Genomic DNA, 25,532 nt, shown 5'->3' on the forward strand with positions numbered 1-25,532 from the left:
TGCCCTGCGAAAACGGATTGGGACGCGTCAGACCCCGAGCAGGGCGAACGCGTCATGATCCAGCGCAGCGGTTGCCGCGCGGACAGCATTGGCCGTGTTGATCGCCTCAGGCTGCCAGATCCCGCTGTTGTTGAGCCAGGTCACGACCGGATAGAAAGTCGCGCACCGATAGATGAACCAGGCTTCCTCGAAGGAGGGCACGTCCTGCGCGCCATGAGCCGCCAGCCGCGTCAGATAATGCGACAGCAGCGCGCGCTCCCATTTCCGCCGGTCCGCCACATCGATGGTGCACAACATGAAATAGGAAATGCCGATCGGCCAATGCTCCGGCCTGGCAACCCAGTCGATCAGGCCGGGCTTGCCCGACGCGGTGACATAGAGATTGCCAAGATGTTCATCGCCATGGACCACGACCATGGCCGTCTGCGGCAGCAACGCCCACAGGTTCGTCCAGGCCTGCCGCGCCTTGTCGAGGTCCTGGAAAGCATTGGGCAGCGCCCTGCCCCGCGGCAGGTCGACATAGGACTGCCAGTTTTCCTGCTGGAAGAAGGTCGGGAAATAGACGTCGTTGACCAGTCGCCGGTTTTCCCACGCCAGCGTGCCGGGCCCCATCACCCCGCCTTCCGCAAACATCGGGCTGTTCCAGCTGCTGGCGTGCATCTTCGCAAAGGCGTCCATGAACGCCATGGCCTGACCCAGGTCTAGCGTGTGGAAAGCGTGGAAGAATGTCGCGCCGCTGGGCGCCAGATCCTCCATTACTATGGCCGAGGCCTCCTCCTCCACCGAGATATGGTGCCAGTGAGGCCCCTCCGGCGCGGCGACCAGCGGGGCTATGTCGCGGATCGAGCGCAGCTCGTTCGCCATCGCCCATGCAGAACCCGTGGAGGGGTCATTTTCGCCGGGAAAGTTGCCCTTGACGATAAAGGTACGGGGGCGATCGTTCCCACCAGCCGCATAGTCGACCTCGATCCGGAACTTGTTGCGCTTGTAGCCGAAGATAGGCCCATGGCGGACCTGCGTCACCTCGACATCAGGCCAGGTTCCACGCAACGCCTCCGTCATCCAGCGGGCGTTCACATCCTGATAACGCAGCGGTACGTTCATCCCTTCCGACATGCGTCTCTCCCTTTTTTGGCCATTGTCGAATCGTTCGCATACCGTATGCTAGCATCCTAGAAAATCGCAAGGGATCGGAGCGGATGAAATCGGCAATCTTCGTTGGCGCAGGCAAGCCTTTGGTGATCGAGGACCGCGCCATACCGCATCCTGGCCCCCATCAGGCGCTGATCCGGGTGGAACGCTGCGGCATTTGCGGGTCGGACCTGCACATGACCAGCGGCAGTCCCTTTGACGTGCCGTGCGGAACCGCGCTGGGGCATGAATATGCCGGCGAAGTTGTCGAACTGGGCTGCGATGTCCTCAACATCAAGGTCGGGGATCGGGTTACGGCCCTGCCCATCGCCGGATGCGGCCAATGCCCCGCCTGCCTTGCAGACATGCCGCTGCATTGCACATCGATGGAATCGATGGCCGGTGGCTATAGCGAATATACATTGATCGACGCCCGCAAGGCGGTCCGCCTACCCGACCAGTTGACATTCGAGGACGGGGCCCTGGTCGAACCGCTCGCTTCCGGGCTTCGTGGGGTGAGACGATTGCCGGAGCTTGGACAGGCACGCGTGGCGATCATCGGCGCGGGCGCCATCGGCGGCGCGGCTGCTTTCTGGGCGCGGCAACTAGGCGCCGGGCCGATCACCATGATCGCGCGCAGCAGGCGCAACGAAGCGCTGGCCGCCGCGATGGGCGCGGACGCCTTCCTGACCGTGGGCGAAAATCTATCCGAAAATCTCGTCCGCGAGCTAGGCGGAATGCCCGATATCGTGATCGAGGCGGCGGGCGCGGCGGGCACCATCCAGCAGGCGATCGAGCTGGTTCGCCTTGGCGGCACCGTGTTGTCGCTGGGCGGCTGCATCCATGCGGACCCGATCCTGCCCGCAGTCGCGATGTACAAGGATATCGTACTGCGTTTCAGCGTCGCTTATGGCTCGGCCGAGTTCCGCCAGAGCGTCGAGACCATGGCAAGCGGCGCGGTGCAGCCGCGCGCCCTGATCGGTGGAACGCTCAGCCTCGACGCGCTGCCCGATCAGTTCGAAGCGATGCGAGCGGGCTCCCATGCGGCAAAGCTGATGGTGAGCCCGCACGGAACGTGACGCCGGTCACGTTCCGCCCGTTTATGCGGATTGCGGCTCCATGAGGGCGATGATCGGCGCGAGGAAACCCGCCATCATCGAATGCCCGACATGGCCCAGTTTCAACTCGCTGAGCTTGCCCGTTTCAAAGCAGTTCGTTGTCAACTGGCTGGCCGTCAGGTTGCGCAGATGCCCCCAAATCTGGAAGAAGCGGATGCGCTCCTCGCTGAGTTCCGGTCCGCCCGCAGCCCGATAGATGCTCATGAACTCGTTCCAGTCAAGTGAGCGGCCCACCGTGTTGCGCACATAGCCGACATCATCCGCCGGATCGCCGATATGCGCGAACTCCCAATCGACCACCGCGCTCAGCTTGCCGTCATCGACGATAAAATTGTGGAAGCCGATGTCCCCGTGCAGCAGGACCGGCCTACCCGGCGCATCGGGAATATTGTCGAGAACCCAGCCGTAAAGCGCCAGGACGGCCGGTGAAGGCACCACCATCTCACGCAGGTAGAGATCGCGGATCGACTGGATGTAACGCCGCGTGACTTCCTTGAGCGGTAGGTCCCAAAGTTCCGGCGAAATCGCTTCGGTCAGTGCACCAAGCTCGTGCAGCGGCGGCAGAGAGTGGAGTTCGGCCACGCTGTTCGCCAGCAGTTCGACCAGCGACCGGTCGACCTTGCCCGAAGCGCCATGCACATCGCCGCCGGTCGTGCCTGGCGCGCGTGTCATGATGATGAAATCGCCGCCGGGCAGCAGTTCGTGGCTCGTATCCACCCACAGCGCTTCGGGCGCCGGGAAGCCCTGCTCGAAGGCGGCCCGTATAACCGGGAACTCGCGTGAGACGCGGTGGCAGTCATTATCCACGGTCGGCTCGTCCCGGTCGCGGCGCATAACGAATTCACCGTGGAAGCTGTCGCCTTCGACCGCGAACATGGTGGTTTCCTTGCCATATCCACCCGGCAGGATACGACAGGATGTGACCTTGATCGTCTCGTCGGAAAAGCGATCGACCAGATAGCGCTGAAGCCGTTCAGGGGTCACTTCGGTATCGTCCACTACGTCCGGCGGCAACAGATCGCCGCACAATTCGTTCACGCGCTTGAGTTCAGCCTGCCCTGTTTCAAACACGATTTTCAATCGCGCATCCGCCGGCAACCGAGGATCGCCTGCGATACGCTCGACCAGCGCCGACCAGCGTCGCATCACGTCCTGATACGCGGCCTGTCGTTCGACGGCCGTCGGAACCGGCTGCGCCAACTGATCCTTGAGCGCCTCCGCATCCTCACCTAGATCAGGCGCCAGCTGAGAAAGCGAGAAGCCCCTCGTCATATCCGCCAGCTGCGCCGAAAGGCGCGCCTGCCAGTTCGCGAATAGGTCGGCCTCCAGCGTTTCGCGGGATTCAAGAATGTTGAGCGATGCAAGGATCGCCTCCTGATCGGATGCATAAACCACGTTCGGGCCGAACAAACGTCGTGCTGTCTGATTGATGGAACGCAAAAGACGTGCGGACGTAGACAAGAAACCTCTCCTATTCAGCTATCGGCGTGTTCAGCGCACGTCGCCGATGTCGGGCGGATCGGCGCTGCCAGCGCCGATACTGAATGCCAGATACATTATTCTCGACGATTACCCTGCCACAACCTCGCAAATTGGCAAGATCGGGACAGGAGGCCGAAACAACCTGCGGCAGCCATGCTTCATCCGGCCTTGCAATCGATCTCCAGTTCGTCCCCTACAATCCGCGTGGGAAAGAGCGTTAGGCTGTTGGGCGTGAGCGGCGACAGCGATTTACCGTCCTCCAGACTGAAGCGAGCGCCGTGATGCGGGCACATGATGAAATTGCCGCGCACGCGCCCGCCATCGAGCGAAAGCTTCTGATGCGGGCATGTCTCATCCATGGCATGCAGCCCGGACGCGCTGCGGCACAACAGAATGTTGCGCCCCTCTACGGTCACGACTCGGGTGCCGCTCTCGGGAGCCTCTGACAAGGGAATGCGTGCCAAGAATGCCAACCTTTCAAAAAACAGCCACCCCTCTGATGCAAGGCTTTGGCGGCCGTGACAATAAGTATCTTGCATAATGTACGATAGCGCACTAAATCTCAAGCAAGGGGTACGGCACAGCCAGTTTCCATCTGGAAGGGATGTTCCCGGCGCGAAAACCGATACTCTTGGCCGCCGATGTCAGACACATCAGCGGCTTCGTTTTGGCAGGCCGCCAGGCTGTATGTTGCAACCATGTGAGGCTGATGTCTCGAACGGGTAGGGTGCATGACTGAATTCGGTATCTCGCGCTTTGGCGCCTATATTCCTCGCCTTCGGCTGGATCGTTCGATCATCGCCGCCGCGCACGCCTGGATGGCGCCGGGCCTGAAAGGTCAGGCCAAGGGCAGCCGCGCCTTCACCAACTGGGACGAAGATACGATCACAATGGGCGTCGAGGCCGCACGCGATGCGGTCGGGCCGGGCGATCTTCAGGGGGTCGGCGCGGTGCGTCTCGCATCGACCAACCTTCCTTATGCTGACCTTCAGAATGCCGCCATCGTCGCCCGCGCACTTGGCGCGGCCGATGGCGTGGCCACTTCTGACGCGGCGGGTTCGCAGCGGGCCGGTACATCGGCGCTGCTTCAGGCGCTCAAGGGCACCGAGCCGTCGCTGGTGATCGCCGCCGACAATCCGTTCGCCAAGCCCGCCAGCGCGCAGGAGCTGAGCTTCGGCGCGGGCGCTGCCGCCTTCATGGTGTCGGACCAGAATATCGCCGCGCGCCTTGTCGGCTCCGCTACGGTTGCCAATGTCTTTGTCGACCATTTCCGCTCGGCCGATGCCGACAGCGACTATAACTGGGAAGAACGCTGGGTCCGTGACGAGGGCTATGCAAAGATCGTTCCCAACGCGGTCAAGGCGGCCCTGGCCGACGCGCAGCTCACCATGGGCGACATCCAGCATTTCGTCATGCCCTCCTATCTGAAGGGCGCGGCTGATGCGGTCGCCAAGAAGCTAAAGTTCGCGGGCACTGTTGCTGGTGGCCTCGAAGATGGCGTCGGCTACGCTGGCGCGGCGCATGCGCTGCTGATGCTGGCCGCGACGCTCGAAAAGGCCGGGCCGGGTGAGCGAATCCTGCTGGTGGGGTTTGGTCAGGGCGCTGATGCGCTGATCTTCCAGACGACCGACGCGATTGCATCGGTCCGTCCGGCGCGCGGCGTTGCCGGCTCCATTGCCGATGGCCTGCCGACGGACAGCTATCTGCGTATGCTGTCCTTTTATAACGGCATCGAGGCGGAATGGGGCATGCGTTCAGAAAAGAGCGGCAAGACCGCGCTGACCGAGCAGTATCGCTCCGCCGACCAGCTGGAAGGCTTCAATGCGGGCAAGTGCGGCAGTTGCGGCACCGTGCAGTTCCCGCAGCTGCAATATTGCGTCAACTGCCACACCTCGAACGACCAGTTCGCCGACGTGCCGCTGCGCGACGAGGTCGCCGAAGTGCTCACATCCACTGCCGACTGGCTGTCCTATCACCCTGCGCCGCCTCTTTGGGTGGGCTTTGTGCGCTTCCATAGCGGTGCGCGTCTGCTGATGGAAATGGTGGACATCGGCAAGGACGGGATCGATACCGGAGCCAAATTGCGCATGGTGTATCGGATCAAGGAAAAGGATCGGCAGCGCGGTTATAACCGCTATTTCTGGAAAGCAACGCCGCTCGGCGCGGCTTGAGGAGTTTCTGCGATGGCAACGGGTATCAAGGATAAGGTCGCCATTCTTGGCATGGGCTGTTCCAAGTTCGGGGAGCGTTGGGACGCGGGTTCGCCCGACCTGATGAAGGAAGCCTTTGAAGAGGCGTTGGCCGACGCGGGCATCGAACGCAACCAGATCGAAGCCGCATGGTTCGGCTGCTGGGGTGACAGCATCAACGTCGGTAACTCGTCGATCCCGGCAGCGATGGCGCTGCGGCTCGAAGGGATCCCGGTCAGCCGCGTCGAAAATATGTGCGCGACTGGAACCGAGGCGCTGCGCGGCGCGGTTTATGCCGTCGCGTCGGGTGCGGTCGACATCGCGCTGGCGATCGGCGCAGAGAAGCTGAAGGATACCGGCTTCGGCGGTCTACCGCCGCCATTCAAGGGCACGTTCAACGACATGTGGATGCCGATGGGCTCCGCACCCGCCGGTTTTGCCCAACTCGCCCCCTATTATCGTGCAAAATATGGCACGTCGAAGGAGGATCTGAAGCGCGCCATCAGCCATGTGTCGTGGAAAAGCCACCAGAATGGTGTTCACAGCCCCAAGGCGCACTTCCAGAAGGCTGTGCCAATGGAAACAATCATGAATGCGCCGATGATCTCCGATCCTCTGGGCCTGTTCGACTGTTCGGGCGTATCCGACGGATCGGCCTGCGCAATCGTCACCACCCCTGAGATCGCCAAAGCGCTGGGCAAGAAGGACCTCGTCACAATCAAGGCGTTGCAGCTTTCGACCAGTTCGGGCCGTGAGACGCAAATGAACGACTGGGACGGCAGCTATGTTGCGACCACCCGCAATGCCGCGGCGCGCGCGTACAAGGAAGCGGGGATCACCGATCCCAAGACCCAGGTGCACCTGTCCGAAGTGCACGACTGCTTCTCCATCACCGAACTAGTGACGATGGAGGATCTCGGCTTTTCCGACGATGGCCGGGCGGTGTTCGACATTCTCGATGGCCGCTATGACCGCGACGGCGCCATGCCATGCCAGATCGACGGTGGCCTGAAATGCTTCGGCCATCCCATCGGTGCGTCCGGGCTGCGCATGGCCTATGAACTCTACAACCAGCTGCTGGGCCGCGCCGGGGAGCGTCAGCTTTCCAGCCCGTCCATCGGTTTGACTCACAATCTCGGCGGCGTTCCCTATCAAGGCATCGCGGCCATCTCTGTCCTGGGACTTGCATAATGGCTGGCGTATGGTTTGACGAACTGGAGGTCGGGCAGGTTTTCAATCACCCGATCCGCCGCACCCTCACCGAAACCGACAATCTGCTGATGTCGACGCTGACGCACAATCCTGCGCAGCTTCACATCGACGCCGAATATATGAAAAGCACGCCGTTCGGCCGCCCGCTCATGAATTCGGCATTCACCCTTGGGCTGATGGTGGGCATCTCGGTCGGCGACACGACGCTGGGTACGGCGGTCGCCAATCTCGGCTGGGATGAAGTGCGCTTTCCCAATCCGCTGTTCGCCGGCGACACGATCCATGTCGTGACCGAAGTCATCGAACTGCGCGAATCAAAGTCGCGCCCGGAATCGGGCATCGTCACCTTCCTGCACAAGGCCTATAACCAGAAGGACGAGCTGGTCGCGTCCTGCAAGCGGTCCGGCCTTCAGCTGAAGAAGCCGAAAGAATGACCCTTCCGATCCGCTCTTTCCTGTTCATCCCCGGCGATAGTGAAAAGAAGCTGGGCAAGGTGGATAGCGTCGCCGCAGACGCCTTCATCTTCGACCTGGAAGACGCCGTCGCCACCGCGCGCAAGGCCGTCGCGCGGCAAATGTTGCCAGCCTTTATCAAGGAACGGCCGCGCGGCCAGCGCAAGTCGCAGCTGTGGGTGCGGGTCAACCCGCTTGATACGCCCTGGACGCTGGAAGACCTTGCCGCCATCGTGCCCGCCGCGCCCGACGGCATCATGCTGCCCAAGGTGAACGGCCCGCAGGACGTGGCGCAAGTCAGCCATTATCTCGACGCGCTGGAAGTCGCCCATGGCATCGAACCGGGTTCGATCAAGATTCTGCCCGTAGCGACCGAAACGGCGGTCTCTCCTTTTCGTCTGGGCGATTATGCCGACGCCGGTCTGGACCGCCTCTATGGCCTCACCTGGGGGGCGGAAGATCTGAGCTCCGCCATCGGGGCCAGCGGCAATACCGATGCGACCGGCGAGTGGACGCATACCTACAAGATGGTACGCTCGCTCTGCCTGCTCGGCGCGCATGCGGCCGGCGGCGAAGCGGTGGACACGCTCTATGTTGACTTCCGCGATCCCGAAGGGTTGCGCGCATCCTGCAAGGCCGCGCGTGCCGAGGGCTTTTCGGGCCGCGTCGCGATCCACCCGGCACAGGTCGACGTCATCAACGAAAGCTTCTCTCCCTCGCCAGAGGAAGTGGATTTCGCCCGCCGGGTGGTCGAGCTGTTCGCCGCCAACCCGGATTCCGGGACGCTGGGTCTGGACGGCAAGATGCTGGACATTCCCCATCTGAAACAGGCGCAAAAGACGCTGGCAATGCACGAGGCGCGCAATGGTTGATCTGCGGAACGAAGGTGGACGGGGCATTTTCTCCGCCGAACATGAACAGTTTCGCGAAACCGTCGCCCGTTTCGTGGACGAGGAACTGGTCTCGCAGCATCACCAGTGGGAAAAGGATGAGTGCGTCCCCCGCGAAATCTGGAAGCGGGCGGGTGAGGTGGGCATATTGTGCCCTAATGTCCCTGAAGCCTATGGCGGCTTCGGCGCCGACTGGCTCTACAATGTCGTCGTCATCGAGGAACTGGCGAAGAAGGGCATCACCGGTCCCGGCTTCATGGTCCATTCCGAAATGGTCGCGCCCTATATCCTGCAGGCCGGCACGGAAGAGCTGAAGCAGGAAGTCCTGCCCAAGATGGTGGCGGGCGAATATATCGGCGCATTGGGCCTGACCGAGCCGGGCGCAGGCTCCGACGTCAAGGAAATCCGCACTCGTGCCGTCAAGGATGACGACGGCTATGTACTGAACGGGCAGAAGGTCTATATTTCCAACGGCCAGCTAGCCGACGTCATGGTCTGCGCCTGCAAGACCGATCCCACGGCTGGCGCAAAGGGCGTCAGCCTGATTGCGGTCGACACGCATCAGGAAGGCTTCAAGCGCGGCCGCAATCTCGAAAAGATCGGCCTTAAGGCTCAGGATACGTCCGAAATCTTCCTGGAGGATGTGCGCGCGCCCGCCCATCGCCTGCTCGGCAAGGAAGGCGGCGGCTTCGGCATCATGATGGGCAAGCTCGCGCAGGAGCGGCTGACCCAGGCGGTGCGCAGCATCTGCGTCGCGGAAGCGGCGATCCAGTGGACCGTCGATTACACCGCCGAACGCAAGATGTTCGGCCAGACGCTGGCCGACTTCCAGAACACCCAGTTCGTCTTGGCGGACCTGTCCGCCGAAGTCCTGTCTGCGCGCGTGTTCACCGACTGGTGCATCAAGCGCTTCATGGCGGGCGAACTGACCGGCGTGGAAGCGGCCAAGGTCAAGCTGGTCGTCACCAACCTGCATGTGAAGGTTGTCGACCAATGCCTCCAGTTCTTCGGCGGCTATGGCTATATGACCGAGTATCCGATCGCGCGGGCCTATATCGATGCGCGCATCGTACGCATCGCGGGCGGAGCAGCGGAGGTGATGAAACAGATCATCGGGCGCGACCTGTTCAAGAAGTAAGCACCTCTACCCTTTCGCGCAAAGGGGAATGGCTGGAAAACACCCGATGGCGGCCCCGCCTGGCCGGCATCGGGTCGGCTTATATCACCATATTGTAATTGGCCTTGATGACGCGCGGGATGCGCATGATGGCGAAATCGATCATCCCCGGCATCGCCCGGATATGCTTGCGCACGAAGGCATCCAGATCCTCCATTGTCCTAGCAGAAAAGAAGATTATCAGGTTCGCCGTGCCGGTGATGTGCGCCGTGACCGTAATGTCGGGCATATGGGCCAGCCTCGCCAGCGCGCCACGCAGATGTTGCGCAGCAACAGTAACGCGAAGCTCTGTCCATACCGCATAGCCCATGGCGCGTACGTCACAGACCAGAGCGGCCTCAAATCCTTCCTTGTGCAGCATCTTCATATGATGCCGAACGGAGGTTTCCAACAGGCCGAGCGCGCGCGAACGATTTGGTCGTCTGCCGCGCATCATGGCTGAGCAGCGCCAGCAGTTTTTCGCGCGGTGTGGAGCCCTCCTCCACCGGCGCCGGAGCGAGGGAGAGCAGCCACCGATGCTCCGCTATGTCCTTGAGACGCACATCCAGATCGGGCGTCATAATGTCGCGCGCGTCCTGAAAATGAGGAATGTCGGTCTCCAGCCATTCGGGCATATGATCGCCGACAAAGGCATCGGCCAGCCCCAGCACCACTGCGAGCTTGGTTTCGACATAGTTGAACAGCGTCTTGCGTGAGATATTGGCGGCCTGGGCGATATCGCTCATGGAGGTTTTGTCGTAGCCATTTTCGCGGAACAGCCGTTCCGCCGCTTCCAGAATTGCCTGGCGAACCGCCCGCTTCTTAAGCTCGCGAAGGCCGAGCGCACCGTCAGCGTCTACCCCTTGCTTGGAAACCGTCACCCTCTCTCTTTACCGGCTCATCGAGAAATTATTGTACTTGGTGCAATATCCCTCCAATTTCGTACCAAATTATACAAATTCGTGAGCTTGTGCCGGAAAAAAAGAAATCCGGCTGCCACATCATGACAGCCGGATTTCCGAAAAAACCGCTTAACTTTGGACGAGCCGCTCAACGAAGCGCACGGACTTCCTTGCGGGACAGGCTGGTCTTCACCACCGCGCCATCGACCGACAGCGTGTCACCGGGGATGACCACCATCTTGTCACCGACGATCAACTGGATGCCGGTCACGGTATCGTTCGACGTCAATATACGATCCACACGGCCCAAGGTCGTACCATCACCCGAAACAATTCGGGCATTGCGCGGGATATCGAGGCTCGCGGCTAAGGCCGAAGTCGAAAGCAGCAGCATTGCGCTCACCATCGTCCGATACATTATTTTCATATACTTACTCCTTAAAATTCAATGACATCATCTTAATTTTTCGACTCAAAACCTTATGGCAGATCTTCATTCATTGAGAAGGTGGGACACTTCATTGAAGCTCCGCAGCTTCCATTGCCCGTCACGTCCTACGATGAGGCGGGATACGGACGTATTTTCCGGCGCAGTGAAGGCAAAAGGCCTGCTTCCCGTCGCCTGACGGCAGATTTCCGCTATGGTCCCCGCGTGGCTGAAGATAACCGCCGTCTCACCTTCGCAGATATGGGACACCGCTTCGGCAACGCCGCTCCGCACACGATCGGCGAAATGTGCGTTGCTCTCCGCATTGGGAATAACCTCCCAGCTTTCCTCGATATACATGCGCGCTAGGAGAGGATGGCCGGCAGAGGCATGCTCGTAAAAACTATGTTCCCAATCGCCAAGATGGACTTCCCGCAGGTCATTAATCACGCGCGGCTGAATTTCCGCCACTGTCGCCAGCGGCGCGGCGGTCTGTTGCGTCCGCTGCAGCGGCGTCACGAAGATCGCGTTGATCGGCTCCCGCACAAGCGCGCGCGCCAGCAGTTCCGCCTGGACATGACCATCTTCCGAAAGAGGGGGATCACTGATGGCCAGTTCGCCCAACTGCACCGTCTCGACCGTGGCGCCGACGCTGGAGCCGTGCCGGATCAGGATGATCTGACGCGCCCCGCCGCCAAGCTTGAACCTCTGCTGCGATCCCCGTGCCCGTTCGTTGAATTCCTCAAGATTGCTCATGAACCCTCATTGTCGGTGTCCAAGCACAGCGACACCCATCAACATGCTGCGAGTCGCGCCGCGTCGAAAAGCATAATTCCCAATATATTGTCGAGAAAATATGCCGGATCTTGCCGCTTATCATTGCTGTTCCCTGCAGCTTGATAATAGACAGTCAACATATGGTATTGCAGCAAACCATGGTCAAGACTAAGCTGCCTTCGGTAGGAACGACCGCGAAGAAGTAGCGGTATCATAATCACCGGTGCCCCGGCTTTCGCCCGGTGCGATAAGGGACAGGAGAGGCTTATGAGTGCGAATCATGCCGCCGGCCAGGGGTGCATAGCCACCTTCAATCCCTTTGATCCCGACCATCTTTCCGAACCTGCGGCGGGATGGGCGTTGATGCGCCGTGAAGCGCCGATCATGCGGCTGGGCTTGCCAGGGTCCGTGCCGGTGTTTGTCGTGTCGCGCCGGAAGGAGATAGAGGCAATCGCGCGCGACCCCGCGCTATTTTCAAGCAAGCCGGTGCCGTCCGTCTGGCGTTGGGGCGACTTCGAACCGGCCATCGCCGACATTTTCGCGACCAGTGACTATAAGATCGTCTACACGCTACAGACCACTGATCCGCCAACCTCCGTGCAATATCGTCGCATTGCCGAAGCGGCGCTGACCCGCAAGCGTGTGGTCGATCTGGAACCGGAGATCAACAGCATCATCGGCAAGCTGATGGATGCCATCCCTTCAGCTGAGCGGATCAATTTCGTCGACGCCTTTTCGGTGCCGCTGACGCTTGAACTCATCTGCATGATCCTTGGCCTGCCCTATTCGGACGCCGACTTCATCAAGCATTTCTCCGACGAGTTCACCTTTCTGGTCGACCCCACTCACTCGACGGAACGCGCGATGGAAGCGACCCGGACAGTGGTTGAAGGCTATCGCTACCTGGCGGACTATATGCGCCGGTTCGAGGATGCGCCGGACGAAAATCTGCTGAGCGCCATTGCCCATGCCGATATCGACGGCCGCCCGCTGACCATCGAGGAAAAGCTGTCGATGGCCCACGTGCTGACCATCGCTGGCAACGAAACGACGCGCAATGCCCTGTCATCGGCCATGTACATGCTGGCGACCCGGCCCGATCTGTGGGCGGCGCTGAAGGCCGCGCCCGAACGGGTGCCCGATTATGTCGAGGAGGTGCTGCGCGTCCACGCCCCGGCCGTCACCACCCCGCGTACCGCCACGGCGGACACAGAGATTGACGGGGTCGCCATTCCCAAGGGGTCGGCCGTCTTCCTTCTCTGGGCATCGGCCGGGCATGACGAGGATCTGTTCGACAACCCCTATGAGATCGACCTGGATCGCAAGAACAAGCGGTCGCACGTCACTTTCGGCATGGGCATCCATCATTGCGTGGGCAGTTTCCTTGCCAGAGCCGAACTGAACGCCGCCGTCCTGCGCTGGATCACCGATTTCGACACGGTGGAGCTGGCCGTGCCCCAATCCGAGATCCGATATGATCCGGTGTTCGCCTTCCATGCGCTGAGCGACCTGCCGATCAGGGTAACTAGGGTGAAGGGCAAGCAGGCGATGAGGAGCGAGGGATGACAGCGAGCTACGACTATATCATTGTCGGCGCGGGTTCGGCCGGCTGCGTGCTTGCCAACCGGCTGTCGCAGAACCCCCAGCACAAGGTGCTGCTACTGGAGGCCGGAGGAGAGAATAAGGCCTTTTTGGTCAACATGCCCAAGGGCATTGGCAAGCTCGTCACTGATCCCACCTATGCCTGGACCTATCCCGTCGGTCCGGCGGATTCCCCGACCGAAGTCTGGCAGCGCGGACGGGGCCTGGGCGGCTCGTCGGCCATCAACGGCATGATCTATGTGCGGGGACAGCCGCAGGATTTCGACATCTGGGAACGGGAAGCCGGACCGGAATGGTCCTGGGCGCAGATGAAGCAGGCCTATCGTTCGATCGAGGATCATGAACTGGGCGACGATGGCGTACGCGGCGTCGGTGGCCCGGTGCATATCTGCACCAACAAGGTCCGCTATCCGCTGGCCGAAAAGGCGATCGAAGCCGGGGTCCAGATGGGACTGCCCCGCCATTATGAAGACCTGAACCGTGAGGATCAGGAAGGCGTCGGCTATTATTGCTATAATATCAAGGATGGCCGCCGCCAGAGTTCGGCCATCGCCTTCCTGGACCCGGTGCGCAATCGCCCGAACCTGCATGTAGTGACCAACGTCTATGCCGACCGCATCCGCTTCGACGGCAAGCGCGCGACCGGCGTGGAATGCCGGGTGGACGGCAAGCCCGTCACGTATAGCTGCCATGGCGAGATCATCGTCAGCGCCGGTACCATCGGATCACCCAAGCTGCTGCAGCTATCAGGCATCGGCCCGGCCGGGCTGTTGCAGCAGCACGGCATCGAGGTCGTGCATGACAGCCCGGATGTAGGCCGGCGTGTGCTCGAACATCTGGGCATGATCGTCAGTTACCGGCTGAAAGGCGGGGAAAAGGGCATCAACCACCGGCTGCGCGGGCTGGGGCTGGCAACCAGCGTGGCGCAATATCTGATGTTCAAAACCGGGCCGCTGTCCAACGGCGCAATGGAGGTCGGCGCTTTCGTCAAGACCAACCCTAATGAGCCGCGCCCCAATGCGCAGCTTTACGTCAGTGGCTGGACACTCGACATCCCGGAGGAGAAGGAAAAGGACACGATCGCGCCGATGCAATCTGTCCAGAAGGAACCGGGCATGAGCTTCACGGCCCAGCTCATCGGCCTCGACAGTGAAGGCACGCTGGAAATCAGCTCGGCCGACCCCGATGCGCCGCTCACCATTACGCCCAACTGGCTTTCGAGCGAACATGACCGGCACGCCGCTATCGAGGTCGTCCGCTATATCCGCGACTATGTGAAGCAGCCCGCGCTTGCGCCCTATGTCGCAGACGAAATCGCGCCCGGCGCGGAATATGTAACGGATGACGAGATTCTGGCGGTCATCCGCGAGATCGCGCTGTGCGGCACCCATGGCGTGCGGAGTTGCCGCATGGGCCGTGACGAGGATTCCGTGGTGGATGAACGGACCCGCGTCCGCGGCGTGCACGGCCTCCGCATCGTCGACTGCTCGATCATGCCAGGCCTGATTTCCGGCAACACTAACGGCCCCGCCATGGCAGCCGGCTGGCGGGCAGCGGATCTGATTCTGGAGGATGCAGCGCTGCGCAACGCAGCCTGAATTAGGCATATTATTGCTACGGGAAGCCTCGGCACCATCACGGCCGGGACCTCCCGACTGGTGCATGATCGGCCGGCCTCGACCACGCAGCGCACGGCTACCGAGGCAGCAAAACATTGCCCCTCTGCAACCGCCCTATCAGATGGCGAAGCATGCGTACTATAAGTGCCGCAAGCTAACGAACGCTTTCCTGAAAATGAGCGTTCAGGCCAGCATGGAAGATGCTCCGAGATAATGAACATCTTCATCGAACGACAATGAGGTGACGACTGGCTGTCCAAGGCAGCCGTCGAGACAGTGCCGCGCTCTCAACACCCCCTATTTTCGAAAATTCCAGATCGAACAGGCCAAGATCGGATTCACCTGGGAGCAATCCCAATAGGGAGCTCGACGGACTTTTGCCGCTCTGCCAAACAGTCAAAATTGCGTGATGGATTGACATGCAAATTCGATCGCGATAATGCCATACGTATACGAACTATTCATTACGTATACGATGCAAGTCAGGCCGTCCCTCACCGGCAAATCACTTGCCATCGATGAACATGTCTATCGATGTATAGATATGAGAAATTATAATTCAAAATTACTTGAGATATAGAATTATTATTTCATTTATAAAATAATAATATGGAGAGGAGGCAATCATGAGAAAGTTCCGCCCAAGGTCAACAACGGCACTTCTTGGTGCAGCGAGTTATTATATTCTCCTGAATCCAGTCATGGCGCAGACAGAAGCTTCTGCCCCCGCCTCACAACAGGCGGATCCTGCCTATGACAGCGACATCATTGTGACAGCGCAGAAGCGCGAACAACGACTGTCCGATGTTCCCGTGACCGTTTCAGCCTCGACAGGTGAGCAATTGCAATCCGCCGGCGTGGCCGACGTGGCCCAGATCGGTCGCGTCGCGCCAAGCTTCACGGTCGCCGCCTCGGTCTACGGCTATCAGGTTTTTTCGATCCGTGGCGTCAACTTCAACACGCAGCAGGCCTCTGCGCCCCCAGCAGTCAGCGTCTATGTGGACGAAGCCCCCCTTCCCTATTCGGTCATGACCGGCGGCCTGCTACTCGACGTCGAGCGCCTGGAAGTGCTGAAAGGCCCGCAGGGCACGCTGTTCGGCCAGAATGCGACGGCAGGCTCCATCAATGTGATCGCCGCCAAGCCGACCAGCACGCCACGCGCCGGCTTCCGCGCCGACGTGAACCATTTCGGCGAAGTGACAACCGAAGGCTATGTGAGCGGGCCGCTCAGCGATACGCTGCGCGCGCGCTTCGCCGTGTCGACGACGCAGTTCGGCGCATGGCAGAAGGGCTATTATCTCACCGACAACAAGAATGGCGACCAGAACAAGGCGGCGGCGCGTCTCATCCTGGACTGGACACCCACCGAACGCCTGAAGTTCGTGGCCAATCTCAACGGCAATTATGATAAGGGCGAGGTGATACAGCCGCAACTTGGCGAAATCAGCCCGGTAGTCCCATCGGCCGCGCCACCTCTGCTACTTAGCTATCCGGTGGCGACGAAGAACCGGCAGGTTGAAATCGATCCCGGTTTCAACACCCGCGCCGACAAATATATGCTGCAGGGGACGCTTCGAAGTGAATATGAGCTGACCGACAATGCGACTTTGACGTCGCTGACCAGCTACGCGCATTTTGACCAGAAAAAATCGCCCATCAATTATGACGCGGTCGCGCTGGCCAACTCCACAGCCAATGTGACGGCCAAGATCAAGAGCTTCAATCAGGAAATCCGCCTGTCGGGTTCCTTTGCCGATGATGCCCTGAACTATGTCATCGGCGCCAATTACAGCCACGATAAAATTCGTGAAGGACAGATCACGGAGTTTCCGGGATACACCGCCCTGCCATCGGGCACGCAATACGGCATCGACTATAAGCTCTCGGCGGAAGCCAAAGCTGTGTTCGGCAATGTCGATTTCAAGATCACGCCTGAACTGACGCTCAGCGCCGGAGCGCGCTATACGTCGACCAAGCAGACGATTGATGGCTGCGTGTTCGGCAATGCCATCTGGAACGGCATTTTCGCTGGTGCAGCGCAATTCCTGCGCGATGGCGCGGGGCTTGGCCCCCTCCCCACCGGTGCCTTTGCGCCGGGAACGTGCAGCACGATCAACGACAATGTGCCTAACGTCGCCAACCCCAATCCCGGCGGTCCCGCGCTGATCCCCGACTTCAGTGCAATCAACACCGTCGACAGCCAGAAGCAGGACAATTTCTCCTGGCGCGGCAGCCTCAGCTACAAGGTAACGCCGGACAATATGCTGTATGTCACGGTCAGCCGCGGCTTCAAGGCTGGCGTCTTCCCGGCCACGCCCAACATCCTGAATTCACAGGCGGCAGCCGTCGGCCAGGAGAAGCTGACATCCTATGAGGGGGGGGCCAAGCTGGCCTTCTTCGATCGCAGCCTGCGCCTGAACGCAGCCGCCTTCCATTATGATTACAGGGACAAGCAATTCTACACCTATTTCCCCAACTTCCAGATAGGCGGCGTGTCGAACTTCATCATCAACATTCCCAAGTCCACGGTGAACGGATTCGACGCCGACCTCCAATTTACGCCATCGCAATATCTGAGCGTCCGAGCAGCCGTCACCTACATCGACACGAAGATCAAGAGGCTCGACCGGCAGGTCTATACGGGTCAAGGCGTGCCCTATGATCCAGTGGGCAAGAACTTCAACTATGCGCCGCCCTGGTCGGCAACCTTCGATGCCGAATATCGGATGCCGGTTGGTGCAGAGACGGAAGCACTAGTGGGCGCTGGCGGTCAATGGTATGCGAAGAGCTATTCAGATCTGGGCGAAGTCGAAGCGCTGTCCAACCCCGATTATTATACGGTCGATCTGCGTGCAGGTTTGCAGGTGCCTGGCAAATGGCGGGCGACCGTCTGGGTCCGCAATGTCACGGACCAGAACTGGTGGTCCAGCATTTATCGCGCGGGCGACATGCTCTCCAAATATGCCGGACAGCCCCGTACATTCGGCGTGAGCGCGAGCTTCACCTTCTAGCGGGCGGCCGGAAAAGGTGGCGCTTCCCGATAAGATGGCTTCGGGAAGCGCCACCTTTTTCCTGCATATGTTGGCTATCGGGAAGGACAAGGATGGCTGGTCTCAGCAACGATGAGATGCGGATGAAAGTCGAGCAGTTCTTCAAGGCCTGCGAAGCCGGTACTGCCGGGGAACTGGTCGATGCCTTCGATCACGCATTGGCGGACAATTGTCGGTACGAAAATAGCGGCATCGCACCTGTCGTCGGGAAACAGGCGATCCTGCGTTTCGTGGAGGAAAGCGCCGCGCAGATCGATGTGGCGGCGATGCATGTGACGGTGCGGCAATGGGGCTTCGGAACGGCCAGCGTCTTTACCGAGCGTATCGACGACAACAGGAATACGCGCGGTAAGAGCACGCATGTCGTGTCGATCTGCGGCATCATGATTTTCGACGACGAAGGGAAGATTGCCGAGTGGCGCGACTATTATGATCCGGGCGGGATGCTCGATCATTTCGCCGGAACCTCGCTGGGCGAGCAAACCAACCAGGGACCGCATGGTTGAAGCGGCAATCGCGCGCCATTTGTCGCGCTATAATTTCGTGCAGAGCGCAGGCGGCGCGTACCCTCATGATCGGCGGACGCATTCGGGCGAATTTCCGACAAAAGCAGGACCGGACCGTGGCAACGGCTCGCCTCGCCGCGACATTCCCTCCAACGCCGACTTAATTCTCGCCAATCGCCCCGCCTGACTATATCCAGGCACGACAAATCATCGAGGTGCCACCTTGGTGTCCACTGCGCACAAGGAAATACAAAGGATGGCGAAAGAGGAATTGTGGACCGGCGATCGCGGCACGGAACAGGCCGCGCAGTTTGGCCGATGGAGCGACAAGGACGAGCTGTTCCATCCAGAATCCAATATTCCTGGCGACACGCTCACCGAAACCTGGGCCTATCTCTGGTATATACCGGAAGAACGAATATATTCGCAGATCCACATCTGGGTGCATCCCAATCTGAACGTCGTCACTGCCGGCATCGGCGTCGCGCGCGGGCACAAGAATTCGATGCTGTCGGCCGAGTTGCTCGATGTCCCCGCCTATGCCTCGGCCGCCAATCTGGGCAATGGCAGCGACATGACCTTCGCCAACGGCATGCGCGTCCACATCATCGAGCCGTTCAAGAAGATGCGGATCACCTATAATGATCCCATACGCGGCAACGCGCTGGACCTCACCATTACCGATTTCTCTCCGCCGGTCATGCGCGGCAGCGAAAATCATTTCGACCAGGCGATCTATAATGAAGGGCAGGTTACGCTGCGCGGCAAGACCTACAAGATCGCCAGCCACGGCATGCGTGACCGGTCCTGGGGCCAGTTGCGCACCGAAGCGATGGTCGCCGGGCCCCCCTTCACATGGATGACCGGCATTTTCGCCGATCAGAAGCTGTCCTGGAACCTCGCCGCCTTCGACGATCCGGATCGCGATCCCGACTGGAAGGGGCTGTTCGAGGTCGATCGCAACGAAACCGTCCATGATGGCTGGCTGTGCATCGGCGAGGATATGTCACGGCTGACCAATGCGTCGAAGATCACGCGGCGCGACCCAGTCACGTTGCGGCCGCTGTCGCACGAGATCAGCTTCACCGATAGATGGGGCCGGGATTACAATATCACCGGCAAGATCACCGCGACCCTGCCATGGACCAGTTGGCCCAACATGTTCGCCTGGCTGTGCCTGACCGAATGGTCGATGGACGGCAAGGTCGTCGGCTGGGGCGATACGCAGGAGGTGCAATGGGGCGATTATACCCACGCCCTTCGCGGCGATCAGGAAGGGGGCCGGCCCGGCAACTGGCGCTGAGACAGGCACTTGGTCAGCCCGCCGGTGACGGCGGGCTGACCAGCCTATCTTATTTGGGTTTGAACGGCGTCAAGTCGCAATAATCGGAATAACGGGTGATCAGATCGCCTTCGACCTCGAATATTCCCATGATCGGCAGAGCATGGGTTTTCCGGTCCATCGCCGTACAGATTGTCAATGCGCTCGGTGAGAACCGAGCTGTCGACGGTCGCGACGGTCAACAGGTCCACTTGACCGTAAGGCATGTTGGAAACCCGCAGATATTCATCCAGCAGCGCCGATATTTCCGCCTTGCCGCGACAGTCCGGCTGCCCCGCATTGGTCCACAGGCAGTCCCGGTACAACCAACGGTCAAAGGTAGGCACGAAGCCGATTTCCCAATCCTTCAGAAACGCCTTCACAACGTCGACCGGCGCAGGGTTCGGCGGAAGTTCGGTGAATGTAATGTCCGTCATGAACGGTTCTCCTCGAGCCTGGATGGCTGGACGAAGCTCACTCGGTCAGAGCGCTTCCACGATCGTCAGATTGGCCTGCCCCCCGCCCTCGCACATGGTTTGCAGACCATAGCGCTTGCCCCGCTTCCTGAGCGCATGGACCAGCGTGGTCATGAGCTTGGTGCCTGACGCGCCCAGCGGATGACCCAAAGCGATCGCGCCGCCATGGACATTGAGCCGCTCATGGTCCGCGCCGATCGCCTTGGCCCAAGCGAGCGGGATCGAGGCGAAGGCTTCGTTGACCTCGTAAAGGTCGATGTCGCCGATGGTCATGCCCGTCTTCGCGAAGGCCCTGCGCGTCGCGCTGATCGGTTCTTCCAGGATTAACACGGGATCGCCCGCCGTCACCGTCATATGATGGACCCGCGCCAATGGAATCAGTCCATGCTCGGCTACCGCCTTGGCGGACGCCAGCATCACGCCCGAAGCGCCGTCGCAAATCTGGCTGGAGGTTCCAGCGGTCAGCAATGCTCGCTCGGTCAGCGGCTTGATCGCCGCCAGCGCTTCCAGACTGGCATTATAGCGAATACCCTCATCATGAACATGGCGCGTCGGGTTGCCCTCCGCATCCAGCCCCTGCAGCGGAAGAATCTCGTCATCGAACAGCCCCGCCTGCGTCGCGGCCACCGCCCGCTGGTGCGAAAGCAGCGCGAACCGATCCAATTCCTCCCGTGACAGGCCATGCTTGTCGGCAATCATTTCGGCGCCGTCGAACTGGCTGAATACCGACACCCCATATTTTTCATAGACCGCCGGGAGCACGGCGGACGTGCCCACGCCCGCGTCCAGCGCCAGCTTTTCGGGCGAGCCCATGGGCACACGGGTCATGCTTTCCACGCCGGCGGCGATCACCACATCCTGCACACCCGACATGATCGCCTGCGCGGCGAAATGTATGGCCTGCTGCGACGAACCGCACTGGCGATCGATCGTGGCCGCAGGAACAGACTCCGGAAGGCTGGAGGCTAGCAGCGAATAGCGCGCGATGTTGCGGCTCTGCTCCCCCACCTGCGAAACGCAGCCTAGGATCAGGTCGTCGATCGCAGCCGGATCGATCGCCGCCCGTGCGACCAGCGCATCCAGCACCGCAGCGGTCATCTGCCCCGGATGAACATCCCGCAGCGCACCATTGCGACGCCCGCCAGCCGTACGCACGGCGGCAACGATATAGGCTTCGGTCATCCTTGCTTCTCCGTCGATGAAACTTCACCCGCAGTGCGTGCGGGCCGATATTTGTCGAGTTCCATGCGGGCAATCGTGCGGTTATGCACTTCGTCGGGACCATCGCCGATACGGATCATACGCATCCGCGCAAAGGAAAAGCCCAGCCCGTCATCGTCGGTGAGTCCGGCGGCGCCATGCGCCTGAATCGCCATGTCGGCGATCGCCTGGCCAATCCGCGTCGCAGCGACCTTGATCTGGGAGATTTCGCTGCGCGCTTCCTTGTTGCCGACCGTGTCCATCAGATGCGCGGCATGCTGGGTCAGCAGCCGGCACATGTTGATCTGGGTGCGCGCTTCGGCGATCCGTTCCTGCCAAACCGACTGGCTGGCGAGCGGCTTGCCGAAGGTCACGCGCGACAGCAGCCGCTTGCACGTCTGCTCCAGCAGTCTTTCGCACTGACCGATGATGCGCATGCAGTGATGGATGCGCCCCGGTCCAAGCCGCCCCTGCGAAATCTCGAAACCCCGTCCTTCGCCCAGCACCAGATTGGTGGCGGGCACGCGGACATTATCGAACAGGATTTCGGCATGGCCCTTGGGCTCTTCATGATAGCCGAAGATGGTGAGCGGGCGGACCAGCGTGATGCCGGGCGTCTTGGGATCGACCAAAATCTGCGACTGTTGCAGGTGGCGCGGCGCGTTGGGATCGGTCTTACCCATCACGATATAAAGACCATTATTGGGGTGATAGGCGTTGGTGATCCACCATTTGCGCCCGTTGATGACATAATCGTCACCATCCCGTTCGATCCGCGTCTCGATATTGGTGGCGTCGGAAGAGGCGACCGCTGGCTCGGTCATGCAGTAGGAGGAGCGGATCTTGCCCTCCAGCAGCGGCGTGAGCCACCTGGCCTTCTGCTCGGGCGTACCGTAGCGATCGAGCACTTCCATATTGCCCGAATCCGGCGCCGAGCAGTTGAACACTTCGGACGCGAAATGCACGCGGCCCATGATCTCCGCCAAGGGCGCATAATCGAGATTGCTCAGCCCCGCGCCATTTTCCGAATGCGGCAGGAAAAGGTTCCACAATCCTTCCGCCCGCGCCCGTTCCTTCAACGTTTCCAGGATCGGAGGCACGCGGAACTGGACGGCAGGATCCTCATGAAGCTGGCGATAATAGAGCGGTTCGTTCGGATAGACATGATCGTCCATGAACGTCTGCAGCCTGCGGGCAAGCTCCTTTGACTGGGGCGATATCATCATGGGCGTCGTCCAAATCGATGAGGGAAGTGCATAAAAATATCCGTTTTCGTGCGGGTCCAGGCATGAGCCGGATTGTTCCATGTCGCACAGCGTCTGTCGCACCGGCGCAGGGCAACGTCAATATACTACGGAACCATATTATTATCAAAAGACGCTGCCTCTGTTGCCATTCCGAAGCGAAAGAACGTAATCAAACGCAATGAAAAACAAGCAGAGCACGGCATCGGAGGCAGGCGCCTCAAACGAGGAAGGAACCGAATTCCGGACTCATATCGGGTTCCTGATCCACGACGTCAGTCGAAAACGCCGCAACTATTTCGATCGGACATTGCGCCCGCTGGGGCTGACGCGCTCGCAACTGGTGCTGTTGCTGCATCTCCAGAATCTGCCGCAGGACGAAGGCATCAGCCAGCGCAGGCTGGCCGAGGAAATGCATATCGGCCAGGTGTCCCTGGGCGAACTGGTGTCGCTGCTGGAAAGCCAGGACGCGATCGAGCGCAAGGTTGCCGCCCATGATCGGCGCCAGCGCAATCTGTTCCTAACCGATCGGGGCCGCGAGTTGATTACCCGATCGCGCGAGTTGATCGACGCCATGAATGCCGAACTGCTGGCCGGCATCCCGCAGGACCGTATCGAGAGCGCGGAAGAAACGCTGGCGCTGATGCAAGGGAATCTAGCGCGGCTGGGCTGCTGACGTCCCGAGAGCGCCGTTGCTCCTCAGGACAGGCTGGCAAGCGAGGCGGGACTGTAAGGTTGCAGTTCATAATGCGCCATGCGGCGGACCTTGTCGACCCATAGCGGATCTACCAGCAATGACCGGCCGATCCCCACCAGGTCGAAGTCGCCCCGCTCCAGCATTTCATTGAGGATACCGAGCCGCCCCAGGGTGGACGGCTCCACCGCGCCGGAAAACATGGTGTCCAGCATTTCCCGCTCGATGCCCAGCGACCCGACCGTGATCGCCGCCCGCCCGGTCAGCTTGCGCGCCCAGCCGGCAAGGTTGAGCGGGCTGCCTGCAAATGCCGTCTCCCAGAAACGGCGCTGCGAGGCGTGGAAAATGTCGACGCCCGCATCGGCCAGCGGCTCCAGCAGGGTCGCGAGTTCGTCCGGCGTGGTCGCCCGCTTCGCGTTATAGTCCTGCTGCTTCCACTGCGAAAAACGGAAGATGATCGGGAAATCCGGCCCCACTTCCCGGCGGCAGGCGCGCACCACTTCCACCGCGAAGCGCGCGCGGTCGGCCAGCGCCGGCCCGCCCCAACCGTCCGTCCGGCGATTGGTCCCGTGCCAGAGAAACTGGTCGATCAGATAGCCATGCGTACCATGCAGCTCCACCCCGTCAAAGCCCAGCGCCCTGGCCGTCTTCGCACCCTTGGCATAGGCTTCGATGAGGGCGATGATATCCGCCTCGCTGCTGCCCTCCGCGACCTTCTCATCCGCGTTGAGATAGCCTGACGGGCTGGATTTTAGGCTCAAATCCTCCTCGATCGCGTCGTAGAGATTTTCGATCTGTGACCGGCGGGTCATGCCGACATGCCACAGCTGGGGAACGATTCGCCCGCCCGCGCCGTGCACTTCCTCCACCACATGCCGCCAGCCCTGCAACGCGTCGTCGCCATGGAAGCGCGGCGCGCGATCCTCATTCGAGGCGCTGGGATGGTCGATCCACGTGCCCTCCGTCACGATCAACCCCACGCCGCCTTCGGCCCGGCGGCGGTAATAGCCGGCGACATCCAGGCCGACCACGCCGTCGGGCGCAAAACAGCGGGTCATAGGCGCCATCACCGTGCGGTTGGCCAAAGTGAGGGACCCCACCTGAAAAGGCTCGAACAGCTTCGCGCTAGGGGCAATGGTCATGGCGGGGATTTCCTCTTCCTGTCCTCACGGCCCGCCATTTTGCAATGGTAATGGACATTACGATATGTAAGCTGCTTATATCGAGCCATTCACAAGAGCAAGGAACAGGAGTCGGACGATGAGCCTGAAGGACAAGGTTGCCGTGGTGCTGGGTGCATCCGCGGAAGGTGGAACGGGATGGGCCATCGCCGAAGCGCTGGCGGAAGCGGGCGCCAAGGTGGTCGTCGCCGCGCGTTCCATGGGTGATCTTCAACGGCTGGCGGACAAGATCGGCGGTCTGGCCGTACAATGCGACGCCGGTAGCGAAGCGGATATCGCCGCGCTCGCCCGCGCCGCCGCCGACGCCCATGGCGCGATCGACATCGCGGTCAATTCCGCCGCCCTGCCCGTTATCTCCCTGATCAAGGATGTGACGATGGAACAGTTGCAGCAAGGTGTTGAGGTCAATTATTTCGCCCACGTCCACTTCATCCGCCACATGACGGACGTGATGAACGATGGCGGTTCGATCACCCTGATTTCATCTAACAGTACCGTACAGCCGCAGCCGCCACATTTTGCCTACGCCTGCGCGAAGGCCGCAACCGATTGTCTGGTCGGCTATGCCGCGCTGGAATATGGCAATCGCGGCATTCGCGTGAATTCGCTGCTGCCAGGGCCCATCAAGTCGGCGCTCGCGTCCGGCCTGTTCTCCATTCCGGGGGTCGAGGAAATCTATGCCAGGCATGTGCCACTGGGCCGCATCGGCCTACCGCGCGACTATGCCGACACGGTCGTCTTCCTGTCAGGCCCGACCTATATAACCGGGGTCAACCTGCCCGTGAGCGGTGGCAACCATCTGACGGGAATGCCGCGGCTGGAGGAGATTGAAAGCGGAGCCGATGCCTATCGATCCGCGAAGACCGCATAAGAAGTTTGCCTGGGCGAGCGCGGGCATCGGCA

The 25,532-nt window shown here is 60.7% G+C and carries 24 protein-coding genes; 13 read left to right on the forward strand and 11 right to left on the reverse strand.

The features are described 5' to 3' along the window. Nucleotides 1-27: 27 nt before the first annotated feature. The gene (locus DM806_RS20005; RefSeq protein WP_179044912.1) at nucleotides 28-1,116 is read right to left on the reverse strand and encodes a phosphotransferase; all 1,089 of its coding nucleotides are present in this window, start codon (nucleotides 1,114-1,116) and stop codon (nucleotides 28-30) included. An 83-nt stretch (nucleotides 1,117-1,199) separates the two neighbouring features. On the opposite strand from DM806_RS20005, the gene DM806_RS20010 reads away from it, so the two are divergent. Further along, the gene (locus DM806_RS20010) at nucleotides 1,200-2,210 is read left to right on the forward strand and encodes a zinc-dependent alcohol dehydrogenase (protein WP_179044913.1); all 1,011 of its coding nucleotides are present in this window, start codon (nucleotides 1,200-1,202) and stop codon (nucleotides 2,208-2,210) included. Between the two features lie 21 nt (nucleotides 2,211-2,231). On the opposite strand, the gene DM806_RS20015 is transcribed toward DM806_RS20010, so the two are convergent. Next, entirely contained in the window at nucleotides 2,232-3,644 is a 1,413-nt protein-coding gene (locus tag DM806_RS20015) for a phosphotransferase family protein (protein ID WP_179044914.1), read from the reverse strand. Between the two features lie 245 nt (nucleotides 3,645-3,889). Next, nucleotides 3,890-4,195 carry a Rieske (2Fe-2S) protein gene (locus DM806_RS20020; protein WP_179044915.1) on the reverse strand — a complete coding sequence of 102 codons (306 nt, stop codon included), beginning with the start codon at nucleotides 4,193-4,195 and terminating at the stop codon, nucleotides 3,890-3,892. Nucleotides 4,196-4,462: 267 nt separating this feature from the next. Between DM806_RS20020 and DM806_RS20025 the strand changes: the two genes are divergently transcribed. Genes DM806_RS20025 through DM806_RS20045 form a run of 5 tightly spaced genes read left to right on the forward strand, consistent with a single transcriptional unit; the run spans nucleotide 4,463 to nucleotide 9,612 of the window. Next, nucleotides 4,463-5,902 (forward strand): 3-oxoacyl-[acyl-carrier-protein] synthase III C-terminal domain-containing protein, encoded by a 1,440-nt coding sequence (locus DM806_RS20025; protein WP_179044916.1) that lies wholly within the window; start codon nucleotides 4,463-4,465, stop codon nucleotides 5,900-5,902. A gap of 12 nt (nucleotides 5,903-5,914) precedes the next feature. Continuing rightward, entirely contained in the window at nucleotides 5,915-7,111 is a 1,197-nt protein-coding gene (locus DM806_RS20030) for an acetyl-CoA acetyltransferase (protein ID WP_179044917.1), read from the forward strand. Then, nucleotides 7,111-7,566 carry a MaoC family dehydratase gene (locus tag DM806_RS20035; RefSeq protein ID WP_087573252.1) on the forward strand — a complete coding sequence of 152 codons (456 nt, stop codon included), beginning with the start codon at nucleotides 7,111-7,113 and terminating at the stop codon, nucleotides 7,564-7,566. The genes DM806_RS20030 and DM806_RS20035 overlap by 1 nt, the downstream gene beginning before the upstream one ends. After that, nucleotides 7,563-8,456: an HpcH/HpaI aldolase/citrate lyase family protein gene (locus tag DM806_RS20040; protein ID WP_179044918.1), complete on the forward strand. Its 894-nt coding sequence runs from the start codon at nucleotides 7,563-7,565 to the stop codon at nucleotides 8,454-8,456. The genes DM806_RS20035 and DM806_RS20040 overlap by 4 nt, the downstream gene beginning before the upstream one ends. Further along, on the forward strand, nucleotides 8,449-9,612 hold the full coding sequence (locus DM806_RS20045) for an acyl-CoA dehydrogenase family protein (RefSeq protein WP_179044919.1): 1,164 nt from the start codon (nucleotides 8,449-8,451) through the stop codon (nucleotides 9,610-9,612). The genes DM806_RS20040 and DM806_RS20045 overlap by 8 nt, the downstream gene beginning before the upstream one ends. A 79-nt stretch (nucleotides 9,613-9,691) precedes the next feature. Here the strand turns inward: DM806_RS20045 and DM806_RS20050 are convergent, their stop codons facing one another. From DM806_RS20050 to DM806_RS20065, 4 genes are all read right to left on the reverse strand, one after another. Further along, nucleotides 9,692-10,018 (reverse strand): Lrp/AsnC ligand binding domain-containing protein, encoded by a 327-nt coding sequence (locus tag DM806_RS20050; RefSeq protein WP_179044920.1) that lies wholly within the window; start codon nucleotides 10,016-10,018, stop codon nucleotides 9,692-9,694. Next, the gene (locus DM806_RS20055) at nucleotides 9,990-10,511 is read right to left on the reverse strand and encodes a TetR/AcrR family transcriptional regulator (RefSeq protein WP_179044921.1); all 522 of its coding nucleotides are present in this window, start codon (nucleotides 10,509-10,511) and stop codon (nucleotides 9,990-9,992) included. Before DM806_RS20055 ends, DM806_RS20050 begins: the two co-directional genes overlap by 29 nt. A gap of 169 nt (nucleotides 10,512-10,680) precedes the next feature. Beyond that, on the reverse strand, nucleotides 10,681-10,959 hold the full coding sequence (locus tag DM806_RS20060) for a hypothetical protein (protein ID WP_179044922.1): 279 nt from the start codon (nucleotides 10,957-10,959) through the stop codon (nucleotides 10,681-10,683). A gap of 66 nt (nucleotides 10,960-11,025) precedes the next feature. Continuing rightward, nucleotides 11,026-11,715, reverse strand: coding sequence for a histidine phosphatase family protein (locus DM806_RS20065; RefSeq protein ID WP_179044923.1), 690 nt, complete (start codon nucleotides 11,713-11,715; stop codon nucleotides 11,026-11,028). Nucleotides 11,716-12,003: 288 nt separating this feature from the next. Here DM806_RS20065 and DM806_RS20070 point away from each other — a divergent pair, with 288 nt between their 5' ends. The 5 genes from DM806_RS20070 to DM806_RS20090 all read left to right on the forward strand — a co-directional run bounded on the left by DM806_RS20070 (nucleotide 12,004) and on the right by DM806_RS20090 (nucleotide 19,816). Then, nucleotides 12,004-13,302 carry a cytochrome P450 gene (locus tag DM806_RS20070; RefSeq protein WP_179044924.1) on the forward strand — a complete coding sequence of 433 codons (1,299 nt, stop codon included), beginning with the start codon at nucleotides 12,004-12,006 and terminating at the stop codon, nucleotides 13,300-13,302. Beyond that, nucleotides 13,299-14,936 carry a GMC family oxidoreductase gene (locus tag DM806_RS20075; RefSeq protein ID WP_179044925.1) on the forward strand — a complete coding sequence of 546 codons (1,638 nt, stop codon included), beginning with the start codon at nucleotides 13,299-13,301 and terminating at the stop codon, nucleotides 14,934-14,936. Before DM806_RS20070 ends, DM806_RS20075 begins: the two co-directional genes overlap by 4 nt. 722 nt (nucleotides 14,937-15,658) lie before the next feature. Continuing rightward, nucleotides 15,659-17,968: a TonB-dependent receptor gene (locus DM806_RS20080; RefSeq protein ID WP_179044926.1), complete on the forward strand. Its 2,310-nt coding sequence runs from the start codon at nucleotides 15,659-15,661 to the stop codon at nucleotides 17,966-17,968. A gap of 92 nt (nucleotides 17,969-18,060) precedes the next feature. Next, nucleotides 18,061-18,513, forward strand: a complete 453-nt coding sequence (locus DM806_RS20085; protein ID WP_179044927.1) for a limonene-1,2-epoxide hydrolase family protein — start codon at nucleotides 18,061-18,063, stop codon at nucleotides 18,511-18,513. A 256-nt stretch (nucleotides 18,514-18,769) separates the two neighbouring features. After that, entirely contained in the window at nucleotides 18,770-19,816 is a 1,047-nt protein-coding gene (locus DM806_RS20090; RefSeq protein ID WP_179044928.1) for a hypothetical protein, read from the forward strand. Between the two features lie 44 nt (nucleotides 19,817-19,860). Here the strand turns inward: DM806_RS20090 and DM806_RS20095 are convergent, their stop codons facing one another. From DM806_RS20095 to DM806_RS20105, 3 genes are read right to left on the reverse strand one after another with little or no spacing between them, the layout of a single operon-like run. Next, entirely contained in the window at nucleotides 19,861-20,271 is a 411-nt protein-coding gene (locus DM806_RS20095; protein ID WP_179044929.1) for a limonene-1,2-epoxide hydrolase family protein, read from the reverse strand. 45 nt (nucleotides 20,272-20,316) lie between these two features. Next, on the reverse strand, nucleotides 20,317-21,492 hold the full coding sequence (locus DM806_RS20100) for an acetyl-CoA C-acetyltransferase (RefSeq protein WP_179044930.1): 1,176 nt from the start codon (nucleotides 21,490-21,492) through the stop codon (nucleotides 20,317-20,319). Continuing rightward, nucleotides 21,489-22,736 carry an acyl-CoA dehydrogenase family protein gene (locus DM806_RS20105; protein ID WP_179044931.1) on the reverse strand — a complete coding sequence of 416 codons (1,248 nt, stop codon included), beginning with the start codon at nucleotides 22,734-22,736 and terminating at the stop codon, nucleotides 21,489-21,491. The genes DM806_RS20100 and DM806_RS20105 overlap by 4 nt, the downstream gene beginning before the upstream one ends. Nucleotides 22,737-22,935: 199 nt before the next feature. On the opposite strand from DM806_RS20105, the gene DM806_RS20110 reads away from it, so the two are divergent. After that, complete coding sequence (locus DM806_RS20110) at nucleotides 22,936-23,430, forward strand: MarR family winged helix-turn-helix transcriptional regulator (protein ID WP_179044932.1); 495 nt, start codon at nucleotides 22,936-22,938, stop codon at nucleotides 23,428-23,430. 23 nt (nucleotides 23,431-23,453) lie between these two features. Here DM806_RS20110 and DM806_RS20115 read toward each other — a convergent pair whose 3' ends face one another. After that, nucleotides 23,454-24,590, reverse strand: coding sequence for an NADH:flavin oxidoreductase (locus tag DM806_RS20115; RefSeq protein ID WP_179044933.1), 1,137 nt, complete (start codon nucleotides 24,588-24,590; stop codon nucleotides 23,454-23,456). A gap of 118 nt (nucleotides 24,591-24,708) precedes the next feature. Between DM806_RS20115 and DM806_RS20120 the strand changes: the two genes are divergently transcribed. Then, a complete protein-coding gene (locus DM806_RS20120; protein ID WP_179044934.1) occupies nucleotides 24,709-25,500 on the forward strand; it encodes an SDR family NAD(P)-dependent oxidoreductase in 792 nt (263 codons plus the stop codon). Nucleotides 25,501-25,532: the final 32 nt, after the last annotated feature.

The sequence above is a fragment of the Sphingobium lactosutens genome, assembly GCF_013393185.1.
GTDB classification, from domain to species: Bacteria; Pseudomonadota; Alphaproteobacteria; order Sphingomonadales; family Sphingomonadaceae; genus Sphingobium; species Sphingobium lactosutens_A.

What these genes read in the sequence shown, in the direction of transcription:
- DM806_RS20005 (WP_179044912.1), bottom strand. Translation starts at nt 1,116, where the DNA reads ATGTCGGAAGGGATGAACGTACCGCTGCGTTATCAGGATGTGAACGCC.
- DM806_RS20010 (WP_179044913.1), top strand. Translation starts at nt 1,200, where the DNA reads ATGAAATCGGCAATCTTCGTTGGCGCAGGCAAGCCTTTGGTGATCGAG.
- DM806_RS20025 (WP_179044916.1), top strand. Translation starts at nt 4,463, where the DNA reads ATGACTGAATTCGGTATCTCGCGCTTTGGCGCCTATATTCCTCGCCTT.
- DM806_RS20030 (WP_179044917.1), top strand. Translation starts at nt 5,915, where the DNA reads ATGGCAACGGGTATCAAGGATAAGGTCGCCATTCTTGGCATGGGCTGT.
- DM806_RS20035 (WP_087573252.1), top strand. Translation starts at nt 7,111, where the DNA reads ATGGCTGGCGTATGGTTTGACGAACTGGAGGTCGGGCAGGTTTTCAAT.
- DM806_RS20040 (WP_179044918.1), top strand. Translation starts at nt 7,563, where the DNA reads ATGACCCTTCCGATCCGCTCTTTCCTGTTCATCCCCGGCGATAGTGAA.
- DM806_RS20045 (WP_179044919.1), top strand. Translation starts at nt 8,449, where the DNA reads ATGGTTGATCTGCGGAACGAAGGTGGACGGGGCATTTTCTCCGCCGAA.
- DM806_RS20050 (WP_179044920.1), bottom strand. Translation starts at nt 10,018, where the DNA reads ATGAAGATGCTGCACAAGGAAGGATTTGAGGCCGCTCTGGTCTGTGAC.
- DM806_RS20060 (WP_179044922.1), bottom strand. Translation starts at nt 10,959, where the DNA reads ATGAAAATAATGTATCGGACGATGGTGAGCGCAATGCTGCTGCTTTCG.
- DM806_RS20065 (WP_179044923.1), bottom strand. Translation starts at nt 11,715, where the DNA reads ATGAGCAATCTTGAGGAATTCAACGAACGGGCACGGGGATCGCAGCAG.
- DM806_RS20070 (WP_179044924.1), top strand. Translation starts at nt 12,004, where the DNA reads ATGAGTGCGAATCATGCCGCCGGCCAGGGGTGCATAGCCACCTTCAAT.
- DM806_RS20075 (WP_179044925.1), top strand. Translation starts at nt 13,299, where the DNA reads ATGACAGCGAGCTACGACTATATCATTGTCGGCGCGGGTTCGGCCGGC.
- DM806_RS20080 (WP_179044926.1), top strand. Translation starts at nt 15,659, where the DNA reads ATGGCGCAGACAGAAGCTTCTGCCCCCGCCTCACAACAGGCGGATCCT.
- DM806_RS20085 (WP_179044927.1), top strand. Translation starts at nt 18,061, where the DNA reads ATGGCTGGTCTCAGCAACGATGAGATGCGGATGAAAGTCGAGCAGTTC.
- DM806_RS20090 (WP_179044928.1), top strand. Translation starts at nt 18,770, where the DNA reads ATGGCGAAAGAGGAATTGTGGACCGGCGATCGCGGCACGGAACAGGCC.
- DM806_RS20095 (WP_179044929.1), bottom strand. Translation starts at nt 20,271, where the DNA reads ATGACGGACATTACATTCACCGAACTTCCGCCGAACCCTGCGCCGGTC.
- DM806_RS20100 (WP_179044930.1), bottom strand. Translation starts at nt 21,492, where the DNA reads ATGACCGAAGCCTATATCGTTGCCGCCGTGCGTACGGCTGGCGGGCGT.
- DM806_RS20105 (WP_179044931.1), bottom strand. Translation starts at nt 22,736, where the DNA reads ATGATGATATCGCCCCAGTCAAAGGAGCTTGCCCGCAGGCTGCAGACG.
- DM806_RS20110 (WP_179044932.1), top strand. Translation starts at nt 22,936, where the DNA reads ATGAAAAACAAGCAGAGCACGGCATCGGAGGCAGGCGCCTCAAACGAG.
- DM806_RS20115 (WP_179044933.1), bottom strand. Translation starts at nt 24,590, where the DNA reads ATGACCATTGCCCCTAGCGCGAAGCTGTTCGAGCCTTTTCAGGTGGGG.
- DM806_RS20120 (WP_179044934.1), top strand. Translation starts at nt 24,709, where the DNA reads ATGAGCCTGAAGGACAAGGTTGCCGTGGTGCTGGGTGCATCCGCGGAA.